General features: G+C 43.4%; 18 protein-coding genes. 8 read left to right on the forward strand and 10 right to left on the reverse strand.

Annotated features, from left to right (window positions below; translation table 11 throughout):
• Nucleotides 1-81: 81 nt before the first annotated feature.
• Together J0M30_03980 and J0M30_03985 are read right to left on the reverse strand one after the other, a co-directional pair.
• Nucleotides 82-285 carry a hypothetical protein gene (locus tag J0M30_03980; protein ID MBN8666637.1) on the reverse strand — a complete coding sequence of 68 codons (204 nt, stop codon included), beginning with the start codon at nt 283-285 and terminating at the stop codon, nt 82-84.
• A 193-nt stretch (nt 286-478) separates the two neighbouring features.
• Complete coding sequence (locus J0M30_03985; protein MBN8666638.1) at nt 479-1,171, reverse strand: hypothetical protein; 693 nt, start codon at nt 1,169-1,171, stop codon at nt 479-481.
• A 137-nt stretch (nt 1,172-1,308) separates the two neighbouring features.
• Between J0M30_03985 and J0M30_03990 the strand changes: the two genes are divergently transcribed.
• Together J0M30_03990 and J0M30_03995 are read left to right on the forward strand one after the other, a co-directional pair.
• On the forward strand, nt 1,309-3,033 hold the full coding sequence (locus tag J0M30_03990) for a M23 family metallopeptidase (protein ID MBN8666639.1): 1,725 nt from the start codon (nt 1,309-1,311) through the stop codon (nt 3,031-3,033).
• A gap of 104 nt (nt 3,034-3,137) precedes the next feature.
• Entirely contained in the window at nt 3,138-3,482 is a 345-nt protein-coding gene (locus tag J0M30_03995) for a hypothetical protein (GenBank protein MBN8666640.1), read from the forward strand.
• A gap of 250 nt (nt 3,483-3,732) precedes the next feature.
• On the opposite strand, the gene J0M30_04000 is transcribed toward J0M30_03995, so the two are convergent.
• The 7 genes from J0M30_04000 to J0M30_04030 all read right to left on the reverse strand — a co-directional run bounded on the left by J0M30_04000 (nt 3,733) and on the right by J0M30_04030 (nt 7,895).
• Nucleotides 3,733-4,905 (reverse strand): hypothetical protein, encoded by a 1,173-nt coding sequence (locus J0M30_04000; GenBank protein ID MBN8666641.1) that lies wholly within the window; start codon nt 4,903-4,905, stop codon nt 3,733-3,735.
• 360 nt (nt 4,906-5,265) lie between these two features.
• Nucleotides 5,266-5,637, reverse strand: a complete 372-nt coding sequence (locus J0M30_04005; protein MBN8666642.1) for a transcriptional regulator — start codon at nt 5,635-5,637, stop codon at nt 5,266-5,268.
• 2 nt (nt 5,638-5,639) lie between these two features.
• Complete coding sequence (locus J0M30_04010) at nt 5,640-5,933, reverse strand: type II toxin-antitoxin system HigB family toxin (GenBank protein MBN8666643.1); 294 nt, start codon at nt 5,931-5,933, stop codon at nt 5,640-5,642.
• A gap of 249 nt (nt 5,934-6,182) precedes the next feature.
• Nucleotides 6,183-6,743 (reverse strand): helix-turn-helix transcriptional regulator, encoded by a 561-nt coding sequence (locus tag J0M30_04015; GenBank protein MBN8666644.1) that lies wholly within the window; start codon nt 6,741-6,743, stop codon nt 6,183-6,185.
• 124 nt (nt 6,744-6,867) lie between these two features.
• Nucleotides 6,868-7,242, reverse strand: a complete 375-nt coding sequence (locus tag J0M30_04020; GenBank protein MBN8666645.1) for a cupin domain-containing protein — start codon at nt 7,240-7,242, stop codon at nt 6,868-6,870.
• A 10-nt stretch (nt 7,243-7,252) separates the two neighbouring features.
• On the reverse strand, nt 7,253-7,471 hold the full coding sequence (locus tag J0M30_04025; GenBank protein ID MBN8666646.1) for a hypothetical protein: 219 nt from the start codon (nt 7,469-7,471) through the stop codon (nt 7,253-7,255).
• Between the two features lie 43 nt (nt 7,472-7,514).
• Nucleotides 7,515-7,895, reverse strand: a complete 381-nt coding sequence (locus tag J0M30_04030) for a hypothetical protein (protein ID MBN8666647.1) — start codon at nt 7,893-7,895, stop codon at nt 7,515-7,517.
• Between the two features lie 360 nt (nt 7,896-8,255).
• On the opposite strand from J0M30_04030, the gene J0M30_04035 reads away from it, so the two are divergent.
• The 5 genes from J0M30_04035 to J0M30_04055 are packed head-to-tail and all read left to right on the forward strand — an operon-like array spanning nt 8,256 to nt 10,406.
• Nucleotides 8,256-8,426, forward strand: a complete 171-nt coding sequence (locus tag J0M30_04035; GenBank protein MBN8666648.1) for a DUF1328 domain-containing protein — start codon at nt 8,256-8,258, stop codon at nt 8,424-8,426.
• Between the two features lie 43 nt (nt 8,427-8,469).
• Nucleotides 8,470-8,676 carry a YtxH domain-containing protein gene (locus J0M30_04040; protein MBN8666649.1) on the forward strand — a complete coding sequence of 69 codons (207 nt, stop codon included), beginning with the start codon at nt 8,470-8,472 and terminating at the stop codon, nt 8,674-8,676.
• On the forward strand, nt 8,676-9,056 hold the full coding sequence (locus J0M30_04045; GenBank protein MBN8666650.1) for a hypothetical protein: 381 nt from the start codon (nt 8,676-8,678) through the stop codon (nt 9,054-9,056). Before J0M30_04040 ends, J0M30_04045 begins: the two co-directional genes overlap by 1 nt.
• Nucleotides 9,028-9,447, forward strand: coding sequence for a hypothetical protein (locus tag J0M30_04050; protein ID MBN8666651.1), 420 nt, complete (start codon nt 9,028-9,030; stop codon nt 9,445-9,447). The genes J0M30_04045 and J0M30_04050 overlap by 29 nt, the downstream gene beginning before the upstream one ends.
• A 50-nt stretch (nt 9,448-9,497) precedes the next feature.
• Nucleotides 9,498-10,406, forward strand: a complete 909-nt coding sequence (locus J0M30_04055; GenBank protein ID MBN8666652.1) for a hypothetical protein — start codon at nt 9,498-9,500, stop codon at nt 10,404-10,406.
• Between the two features lie 150 nt (nt 10,407-10,556).
• Here the strand turns inward: J0M30_04055 and J0M30_04060 are convergent, their stop codons facing one another.
• Entirely contained in the window at nt 10,557-11,264 is a 708-nt protein-coding gene (locus tag J0M30_04060) for a biotin--[acetyl-CoA-carboxylase] ligase (GenBank protein MBN8666653.1), read from the reverse strand.
• A 113-nt stretch (nt 11,265-11,377) separates the two neighbouring features.
• Here J0M30_04060 and rsfS point away from each other — a divergent pair, with 113 nt between their 5' ends.
• Nucleotides 11,378-11,773: a ribosome silencing factor gene (rsfS, locus tag J0M30_04065; GenBank protein ID MBN8666654.1), complete on the forward strand. Its 396-nt coding sequence runs from the start codon at nt 11,378-11,380 to the stop codon at nt 11,771-11,773.
• The last annotated feature ends 50 nt before the right edge of the window (nt 11,774-11,823 follow it).

The raw sequence follows: 11,823 nt of genomic DNA on the forward strand, positions 1-11,823 counted from the left end.
ACCCGGGGTGCAAAAGTAAGGGAAACGGATTATTTTATGGGGAAGGACGCGGATTAAATTTTATTCGTTTTCCGGTATTACCTAAATGCTGTGAAATGATGCCATTTCAATATCGTCCAAAACCACTTCATCCCGGGCAGGTTGCTGCTTCTGGGGTGTGGTATCCAGTCTCCCTTTCATCCGGGAGACCCATTTGGTACGGGCTTCTTGTCCTTTGACCATGCCGACGAACATTCCTCCGGCGAGGATCAGGACAATGATGAGGGTGTAGAACATTCTTTTCATCTGGGATCGGTTTATGCGTATATCAAATATGGGTGCAAGCTACTGGAAGAATAAGGAAAAAACCATACCACTTTTATGGTATTTCTCTTATCCTAATGTTAAGACAATATACCGGGGAGAATTGTTGCATTTGGGGAGTAAAATTGTGCTAAAATTCAAGAAGGAGTTCTTGTTCGCTGCGGTGAAACACAAATCATTCATTTATAGTCACCGTCACCTTATAACTACCCGCTTCGTGGAATTCAATTTCAATATTTTCACCGGAGATGATCACCTTCATCCGTGCCGGCCAACGCATATCCGTCAATATACTCTCGCTTTTTTTCGTGTGGTTATCATTGTAGTATAACCGACCATAGGCTCCTGTCTGTAATTGCACCTCATCTACCTTATAAATGGGCAGGTCGCCGGTGGACCCAATACCCGATGCACCTCCTGAGGTATTCTGGATATAGAAAGTGATCTGGTTAAAACCATCTTTGATATACTCTACTTCCACTTCGCCCACCGATTTACTTTTGGCATAGATGGTATAGGGGAACTCGTGTTTGCCAATATAGACATCCTTCTTCCAGTAACCTTCCACCAGGCTATCCCTGCCGGTTAGTTTGATGGTCATTTTTCCCTTGCCCTCTTTTTTGCCTTTGGCCCAGGCTCCGGTATATTGATTGCCATTGTTCCAGGTATAGGTACCCGTACCATCTGCGAGGCCACTGCGAAAATCACCTTCGTATTTGTCTTTGCCCTCGGCTTTGCCCTTGCCATGGGCCTTGCCCTTTTTGCATTCGCCGGTGTAGGTACCTTTCAGATCGGGGTTGAGTACTTCACATTCCTGCGCCTTTAGAGAGAAGGGAAGAAAAAGCAGTGGGAGGAGTAGTTTAATCATGGTTGTTGTTTTACCGCGAATACACGAAGGCGCAAAGTAACGCATAGATATCCCAGCGCTTCTTTGTGCCCTCGTGCCTTGGCGGTTAATAAGGTAATTCGCCTAAAATTACCCCCAATCACGTTAATTTTGTATTAATGAAAACCAAAAAGAACCTCACCCACCTCTTATTACTTTTATTCGTAATTAATACCTCTCTATCTTCTGCCCAATCTCCCGAGCCCGCCATCCAAAAGGGTTATTTCCGCAACCCTATGAACATCCCCATCTCCCTTTCCGCCAATTTTGGCGAGTTGCGGAACAATCACTGGCATATGGGACTCGACATCCGCACCCAACAGCGTGAAAACCTTCCCGTGCATGCCGCAGCCGATGGATACGTATCACGTGTATCCGTGGCGCCCTTTGGGTTTGGACAGTGTATATATATTACCCATCCCAATGGTTATACCACTGTGTACGGACATATCAATACTTTTTACCCGGCGCTTGACCAATATGTCAAGAATGCCCAATACGCCAACGAATCCTGGGCCATTGACCTGCGTCCCGAACCCGGGCAATTTCCCGTAAAAAAGGGACAGTTTATAGCGAACAGTGGGAATACCGGTGGTTCACAGGGACCACACCTCCATTTTGAGATACGCGAAACCGTATCGGAGAAATGTGTCAACCCCCTGTTATTTGGTTTTGCCGAGGCCGATGCCATTCCTCCCGTTATCACCCGGCTGGCCTTGTACGACCGGTCAAAAGGTTTGTTTGAACAAGCGCCCCGTCTGGTTTCGGTGGTCAAACCCAAAACCGGAGGTATTACCACCAATCCAGCGGTGATACAAACACCCTTTTCGATGGTGAGCCTGTCGATCGGCGCTACCGACCGGACCAATATTTCTTCCGGCCCCAACGGCATTTACTCTGCCAGTCTCAAGGTTGACGGACGCGTGATCAGTCTCTTTGTCCATGATAAGATCGGGTATGATGAGACGCTCTACCTCAATGCCCAGATCGATTACCGCTATCGCACCCTGGGTGGGGCCTATCTCCAGCATTTATCGCGCTTACCTGGTGATGATGGCCCTGCACCCCGTTTTGCCCCTGGAGAAGGCATCATTCATTTAAAAGACACCCTGCGGCATAGCATCGAGATCGAAGTGCGTGACCATAATGGCAACAAAACCATTTTGCGCAGCACTATTCAATACAAACCCGGGGCGGTGACCCTGCCCGCGATGATGGGTGAGAAGTTTCCGCCCGGGCATATTTCTGTGTTTGAGCGACCTGGATTTGAGGCTGTCATCCGCGAAGGATCGTTGTATGATACCATTCGGGCGATGTATAAGCGGACGGAAAGTTTTCCCTCAGGTGCGGTCTCGGCCCTGCATCAGTTTGGTGATCGTGCCACACCCATTCACGAACGTGTAACCATCCAGATACAACCCGACCGACCCATACCCGATGCCTTTCGGGATAAGATTGTGGTGAAAAGGGTAACCGGAAAGAATGATGAGATTGAAAAAGTCACCTGGATCCGCGAGCGCCTCCAGTTTACCACGCGGTATTTTGGCAGCTTTCAGCTATTTGTCGATACCACGGCGCCTGTACTCAATGCACCTGGTAAAGGAAAAGAGATCGATCTGCGCAAAGCGAGTGCGATTGTATTTCGCCCCACGGATAATTTTGATGAGATCCGGAATTTCCGGGCGGAGCTGGATGGAAAATGGTTACGATTTACAAATGATAAAGGGCGATCTTTTATTTATAGGTTTGATGAGCATTGTGGCCCCGGGAAGCATACCCTAAAAGTGGAGGTAGAGGACTTTGTGGGGAACAGGACAGTGGGGGAGTGGGTTATTATTCGGTAGGGGTGCTTTACCGCGAAGGCGCGAGGGGACGCTAGGGATGACGACTTGTTGGTAATTTTTTTCAAATTCTAAAGTAGGCAGGAAAATAAATAGGGTACATAATAATGACCGATAAACCAAATTTGCTTGTGATTTGCGGACGAAATAAAAGGCGTAGCAGAACTGCTGAACATATTTTCAAGAACGATGACCGGTTTAATATTCGTTCTGTTGGACTAAGTCCAAAAAGTGAAAGAAAATTAACTGAGCAAGACTTGAAATGGGCAAACCTGGTTTTTGTAATGGAGTTTGAACAAAAAGCACGAATTAGCGGAGCTTTTAGGCATCTTCAACTTCCCAAAATTGAAGTCCTAAACATTGAAGACGAATATGAATTTATGGATGATGAGCTTGTGCAGCTTTTAACTGACAGGATTAATGACACCTTAAGAATAATTTACAGATTCTAGTTTGATATAACTTCTGCTGGCAGAAGCATGCAAATTCATTTAAAGGTTGTAAAGGCTGGAGGTTGCCTTTTAATGTCAAACAATATCGATTTTAGTCCACCAAGCTACGATCAAGCTAGTTTCCTGCCCGTCGTATTTTTTCATTAGCCATTTTTCGGGGCGAGGGTAAGGTTTCGGTGTGTGAGGTAACGATCCTAATAGTTAGGTTATACACTATATGCACTTGAGGGCTCAATACCGTGTTAAGAACCTATTTGTATACAATCTCCATAATCCGATGATAAGGGCTATCGCTACGTCGTTTAATGATTTTTACAATTCGACCTTTGCTATCACGACTTACTTCGTTGGTTGTTGTTATAACGGTACGTAATGTGCGCACTCCTGTTGTAGTATATGTAAATACAGAATCTGTTGATTTATTGGCAAGCCAGTATAATGAATTATAATGGCCTTCATCTTCATCAAATTGTGTAACCGCCTTTCTTTTGGACAGTAAATACCAATGATCATCCAGCGTATTCATATTGTATAGCGAGACAAACTGTTTAATCTGAACGGTATCAGCAGTATAGAGATAGGTAATTTTTCGTTCAAGGCTCGGGTGAAATACCTTGTTGTAATAGGTGGGTGAGGTATAAACTACTTCATATTCTCCATTCCTTAGAACAAAGCTGTCACAGCTATAGAAAGAGTTACCGTGGTAACGAAAAAGATCTATTTCCTTTGGATTGTAATAGAATGGGAGGCTTCTATAGAAATCAAAGAAACGCTGCATAAATATCGAATTATCTTCATATAACATAGAATCCTGATTCCCACGCTTGTGGGCTATATTATCCAAGTCTTCAAAGTAGCTCCAACTGCCCAACTGAGAACCTATTATTTCGCTAATTGAATAGATTACAGTTTGTACCTCGTGTTGTTGCAGGGTATCATTATATATTTGAAAGTACACACTGTCATGAGCCCACGGGAACCCTGGAGATGATGGTGTTGTTGCTACCCACGTAGAATAATTTTCAACGCTGGTAAAATTGTAGAATGAAGGAATGATATATCCAGAGTGATAATTGATACTTCCCGTCCGATAGTTTCGCGAATGGACTTTGCTTATTTTGCCTGTACGAACATCATAGTCAATCGTCCTTTTTGCATTCAGGTAGGAAGTCATACCTTGGGGTATGTTGCGAAGGGAGTCAATTATGTTTGTTACGAGGTGGCCAGGCCGACTTTCCGGATCGGGATAGAAATACCATTGTTGACTAACCTGATCAGTCATGATTTCACAAATGGAAAGGGATTGTATTTCGCTTGTGATATTTTCGAGTTCATCTTGTATTTCCTGCCGCTCACATGCACTGAGGAAGAGCAGCAGGAGGCTGTGGAGAGTCAGACTAACAAAAAGTCGGTTTATTTTCATAATATAAGAGAAGTTAATAGGGCCCGTATTTGTAATGGTTTACGTTTCGAAATGCAATTTATGCAAAAAATCTACCCTTCCATAGTCACCGGCTTTTTGTAGCGCTTCATATTATTAAAAATTATGAAACCTGCTAATTTTAGCTTCGTGCCGTCAGACAATATCGATAATAGCCCACAAGACTACGGACAAACTAGATTCCTATCTATCGGAGTTTTCCATTCACCAATTTTAGGGTGGCAATAGGGATTTATTGGGTAGAGTAAGAATCAAATTACAGGATTCTTACACAAGACCTAAAGGGTGTGACACTACTTATCAGAATCCTCCTCGTCGCATCGCGACGGAACAGAAGATCTTTTATGCCATTATCTTGTACTCTTTAGCCAGCGCATCTGCGGGAATTCGCAGCATGCGACTGAAAATACGTATCATGTTAAGCGATAAGGGTTGCTTATAGTTGAGGACCTTACTAACGGTTCCTTTATCACCATATTCTTTAGCCAGGTCAGCGGGCAGATAACCAAAATCTTCCATTCTTATCTTGATCAATTCGATGGGATCCAAGTCGGGAAGATTCCATTTCCGGGATTCATATTGGTTAATCAGGAATGCTAAAAGGGATTTTTCTTTGTGTGCAACAGTTCCCTTTTTGGCATGTCGAAGGGATTCATATCGTTCCGTTGCGGAGCGATATTCTTTTTCTGTTTCAATTAAAAACCATTGTTGCATAGTCAAACTGTTTCAGGATCAATACGGTCATATTCTGAGTGTGTACCGATGAATCGTATTTCTACAATTTGATCATAATAATCAATTTCGGTAATCAGTCGATAGGTGTTGTGCACGATCTCAAAACGAGCCCGGTTGTTTTTTATCATTTTGGCCCGGGGAAAATCAACCAAAACATCCTGTTTCTTTTTCCAGGAAGCCATTTCAACCACCATTTTCCATGCTACCAGACTCTTTCTGGCGTTGGCATGTTTTTGAGAGAACTTCTGGAGTCTATCCAAATAAATAATAAGCATTGCCTTAACTTTTTGGTTAAAGAAATTTGTTGCGAGATAGCGTATAAGTTAAGAGTGCAACGCTTATCAACCTGGATAAACTTGTTTTTTACAGAATTCAGGAATTGCATGCAAGATAATCATAAGTTGGTGATTTGCCAACTTTTTTTTGACAAAACTTGAAAATGGACTGATGGTTGGATTTGACTGATCATACTTTAACATTCCTTATTTTTTCTTTCTAATTCCATATTCTGGTCTTTTGCCTGACTAAATATCCTCCAGCAAACTTCTCTTCTTCTTTTTCAAAGATTTGAAATACGTGGGGGTAAGGCCGGTAACCTTTTTGAATTGATTGGAAAGATGGGCGACGCTGCTGTAATGCAGTTTCCAGGCGATTTCGGTAAGATTGAGCTCATCATAAATGATCAGCTCTTTTACTTTTTCAATTTTATGGAGAATAATATAGTGCTCGATCGTAGTGCCCTGGGTTTCGGAGAAAATATTCGCGAGGTAGGTATAATCATAATTTAACTGCTCGGCGAGGTAAACGGAGAATTTAACCTTGGGAAGATCATCTTCATAATGCACCATCTGCACGATCACATTCTTTATACGTTCTATCAAAATGGCTCTTTTATCATCCAACAATTCCAATCCGGATAACAGCAACAATTTTTTTAATTCCTCCCGTTTATTCGGGCTAATATCTTCCACCAAATCCACCTCGCCCAGATTAACCGCCGTATAATCAAGGCCAAGTTTCTTAAAGGTATCCTTGACCACCAGTTTACAGCGTATGCTGACCATATACTTAATATATAACTTCATTATAGATTTATTCGTGATGCAGCTTGCAAGCATATCAACATTCACCAGTCAACCATTTTAATTCGGATTGGGTCGATTTCTGTCAGGCAGGTTTTTTTGCAATTAACTTGTAGATGAGTAGCTGCTAATCTTCGTATCCAGTCTTAATAACCGTAGAGATCATCTTGAACTGTTCATCGGCGTCAAAGCGATGTTCTGCATGGGCAGGTATGATAATGCCTTCCCCTAAGGTAAGCTTAAATTTCTTATCGTCGATGGTAATGTCGGCCGTTCCATCGATAATCTGAACAAACGTATCGAATGGGGAGGTCTTCTCTTCCAGTTCCTCACCGGCGGCAAAGGATGTCACTGTGACATTGCCTGTGGTTTTCCGGATGATCGTTTTACTCAACACCGAGTGAGGGATATATTCAATAATCTTGACGATAAAATGAATTTTTCCTTTTTCCAGTTCGCCACCCATACTATCGTTTATCGGCTCCATTTTCTTCTTGCTCATTTTGTATGAATTAACTGTTTTCAGCTGGTTTTGATTTTGAATATTTTGCCAGCAGGTTTTTCAACGAATCGTTATAAGCCTCCAGGGTATCCAATGTTATTTCCGGATTGCTTTGATCAGGAATGGTAATAGGCATTTCCGAAATAAACATGGACAATTCGGGATACTTTTCATGAATGAGCTGAGTGGTTTTTAGAATATTTATATAGATATCGCTTTCTGTTTTCATTAGATATCTTTTTTGGAGATCTTTTAGTGATTGGTTTTTGAACCTAGATTTCCTCCGTTGTTAATACCAGCATATTTCCCGGGTATTCCACCGTTCCATCTTCTTCCGCCGTTATGAATACCTTGGTTGGTTTGGATGTGGACACAGATTGGAAGGATGCGGTCAATCTTTTAGAAAGTGTTTTTGTTCCACTGGTAATCTGACCAATATTTTTGGCACGCTCATTGGCCGTGTTTATCCATACTACATAACTTTTCTTATTCCCTTCCAGGCGTTCCACTTCCGCCAATCCCGAAATACTGATATCAATGGCATAATTTTCATTCTTGTCCTTCTTGATTTTTACATTTCCCCTGGCTGCAGGAACAACTGAAGATGTGGCGAAGGCCATTTGTTTGTTGCAGGCATACAAGGTAAGAATCATTACTGCTAAAAATGTGCCTAGTATTATCGAATTTTTGTGTTTATACGTTTGCATAGCTGTTCTTTATTGTGAGCTGAATTGTCCACCCTGTAAATGTGCGGCATCTCTGTCATATAATTGTTATAAAATGAATTGTTTATGTTATATCATTCACACATTGAAAGAAGTTAAATAGAATCAATAATCAGCATTTACAAATCGAGATATTTTATATGTGGGAATATTATAAATGTTTTCCAGATTTCTATAATGAAAAATCATACAGAGGTTGTAAACTTTGATGGATGCCGTTTGTTATTAAAGAAAATAAGTGGCACGGTTTTTTGTTTACTTATATATGCTCACCAAAATTTGTTTACTATGTTACGTTGGACACTTATTTTCCTGATCGTCGCTATTATAGCGGGTGTATTTGGATTCACGGGAATCGCGGCTGGTGCTGCGACCATAGCTAAGGTTGTCTTCTTTATTTTCATTGTACTTTTCCTTGTATCATTGGTGCGTGGAAAATCAGTGAAAGGAACTCTCTGATGGAGGAAGAAACCAATTTTTTAACCATGTAAAATATTTAACTATGAATAAAGGAATGAAATTATCCCTCGGAATTGCATCGGTGCTGCTGACAGGCGTACTGATTGGTGTATTGGTTGCCCCTGAAAAAGGCCGTGACCTGAGAAAAAAATTGAGAAAACAGGGAGAAGACCTGCTGGCGAAAGGCAAAGGGTTTATTCAAAAAGTCTCTGAAGACGGTGAAGAATTACTTCAAAGGAAAAAAGCATAGTGGACGAGCAGCAAAGCCGGATCAGTGACGAGGCCAATCACCTTTTACGAGGTGGTCGGGAGTATATGGAATCCCTTATTGATTTGATGGTCATCCGGATGATAAAACGCGTATCAGTAGGGGGATCGCGGGTGATAATACTTTTACTGGGGTTTTTCCTTGGCATCTTCCTGATCCTTTTTTTAAGTCTTGGTGCTGCTTTCTGGCTCAGTGCACAATGGGACAGTTATATCCTGGGATTTTGTGGAGTAGGGCTTGGATACGGAGTGCTGCTTCTTATTGGCTGGGCTATGAAGAAACGGATTATTTTCCCGCTGCTCCGCGACCGTATCATACGTCATATTTTTTCTGATGAACAAGAACATAAAGAACTATCATGAATTGATCGTCGAAGAAAACCGGCTGCGCGCGCAATTAGCCTTGCGAGCCTCCGCTCTTCGGGCGCATGGACGTAGCCTGGAACAGGAATTAGATCCGGTTTTAAAAGGCGTGGGGTTGATGCAAAAATGGTTGTCATTTGGCGCTCAACATCCAATTATGCAAACCGGGGTCGAACAGATTTCGGCCTATTTACTCAATCTGGTGATAAAGTCGGGTACCAAAGGATGGGCCAGATGGGTGGCCCCGATAGCTTTGCGGTATTTTGGCAAAGGGCTTTTGACCAGACAGATCTCCTTGATCGTAGACCGGCTATTTCAGTGGATCAAAAAAGATAAACCTGATACAGCCGAAGAAAAGGTGTCCGACCCTCAAAATGAGCCAATCGGCTGACAGTAAAGCAACTCTCCGGCTTCTTTTTTCGTTTGAAAAAGAAAAATTTCATGCTGAAAAAAGGACTCTTATTCGGATTGGCTTTCATTTGCCTGCAATCACAAGCACAGGACACCCTGAAGAAAAGGGCTTATCCCACACAGGTGTTTCTCTCCCAGAAACTCATTAATGCAAAAACCGTGGAGACCATCCGCAAGGGCTGGCTCGATTTCAGCGTAACCCACAACTTTGGAGATATTGGTGGTAGCGCCGGTGGCGTGGAGAACTTCTTTGGATTGGATAACGCTGCCGATATCCGGATCGCCTTTCAGTATGGCCTGAGCAAAAAGACCAACCTGGTTTTTTCCCGTAGCAAGGGGGCAGGGGCCGTAAACCAACTTTACGAACTGGGACTGAAACATCAGTTTGTCAATCAGGGTGGCGAAAAGAATCACCCATTTTCGATCACGGCCTATGGAAATATCGTGGCCTCGGCGGAAAAAGTAAGCGGATCAGTAAATGCTGAGAACCAATATGCGAATTTTTCCGACCGGCTGAGCCAGATGATCCAACTGATGATCGCACGAAAAATGGGAGGCATATCACTCCAGCTAAGCCCTACCTATTTACACACGAATTATACGCCCGCGGGGGAACAGAAAAGTCTCTTTGCAATTGGCGGTGCAGCCAGAATCCCATTGAGCAAGAAATTCGTTTTTATCACCGATTATTTCCATCCTTTCCGTAGTAAAGAGAGTGAAATGGTGATCAATGCTACTCAGGGACTTGATCAGTTTGATGCCCTTGGCGTGGGTTTTGAGATCGTAACACCTGGGCATGTGTTCAACCTCAACTTTACGAATGCGACGAATATATTGGAGAACCGCTTTTTACAACGCACATATACCTCGTGGGGTAAAGGCGAGTGGCGATGGGGGTTTACTATTTCGCGAAGTTTTATTGTGAAGCGCGGGGGGTAGAGGGTTGAATTAAAAAATATGTATTTCCCGCGGCGCTCGCAAAGATTTTTAAGGGCGCTGCGGACTGTCTGATTTTCGAATGTTGGGCTGCCGCCGCGTCCGTAAATATCTTTGCGAGCGCTGCGTGAAATACATCAATTTAGTGAAGCATCACAACACCCAGCTAACCTCCCCAAACTCCACCCTTTCCAACACCCCGTGTTCTATTTCCATTTGCCCAAACTTATTTACGCCTATGACCTTTGCCTCAAACACCCGGTTCTCCTTACGGAGTTTAACTAACTGCCCCTTTTTATATAAACAGGCATTATATTCTTCCATGATCCGATCAGCGCCGAGGGACTGTAACTGTTGATACCGAATAAACAATTTATCACACAGATCTTTGGCCAGCGAGACTGGATCAAGTTCCCGACCGGTGATCTGTTTCAGGGATACCGGATTGGGGAGATCGGCAGAAAATTCGGTCTGGTTTATATTGATGCCAATACCTACGACCGACCAGGTCCAACCCTGCCCGGGACGTATCACATTTTCGATGAGGATACCCCCTGCCTTTCTGTCACGCCAATACAGGTCATTGGGCCATTTAATGGACAGATCGCCCCTGGTAAAATTTTCTAAAAAATCGGTGGCACCGAGGGCCACGGAGGCACTGAGCGGAAAAAGGGTTGCGGGGGAAGGGGCGCCTTGGCCGGGGGTGGTTCCCAAGGCTCCAGGCTGGATAATGACCGAAAGAATCAGGTTTTTGCCCTTTTCGGTGTCCCAAACCCTGCCACGTTGCCCTTTTCCGGCAATTTGTTCATGGGCGAAAACGGCTGTTCCGGGGGATGCCAATCCCGCATTGATCAGTCCCATGGCATGTTTGTTGGTGCTGTCAATCGTCTGCAACTCAATGAAGGGCGATCCAAATGACGGGTGGGGGAAGGGGAGTGGCAATTAATTATTATTTTTGGTAAAATTATCTCTTATTGGAACAACTGGATATACTGAAGACCCGCAAGAAAAGTGTGACAAGGTTAACGAAGAACTCCAAGATCATCAAAACCATCATCAACGCGATCAAGGAAAAAAAAGGAGAACATATCGTCTCCCTGGACCTCCGCAAGATCCCCGAGGCGGTGGCCGATTTCTTTATCATCTGTGAAGCCAGTAACCAACCCCAGGTTCGGGCCATTTCCGAACATATTGAGCAACAGGTAAAAGATAATTGCGATGAGATCGTCTACCACCATGAAGGCTATCAAAGCCTGCACTGGGTGTTAATCGACTATGTCAATGTCGTGGTGCATGTAATGATTTCCGAAACACGCAAATTTTATAAACTGGAAGAGATGTGGAGTGATGGGGTAAACACGGATGAATAAGATGCTTATAGCCAAGGGCTAAAAGCCAAAACCTAATCCCCGTTCCATTT

The sequence above is a fragment of the Chitinophagales bacterium genome (assembly GCA_017303415.1).
Classification (GTDB): domain Bacteria; phylum Bacteroidota; class Bacteroidia; order Chitinophagales; family Chitinophagaceae; genus SpSt-398.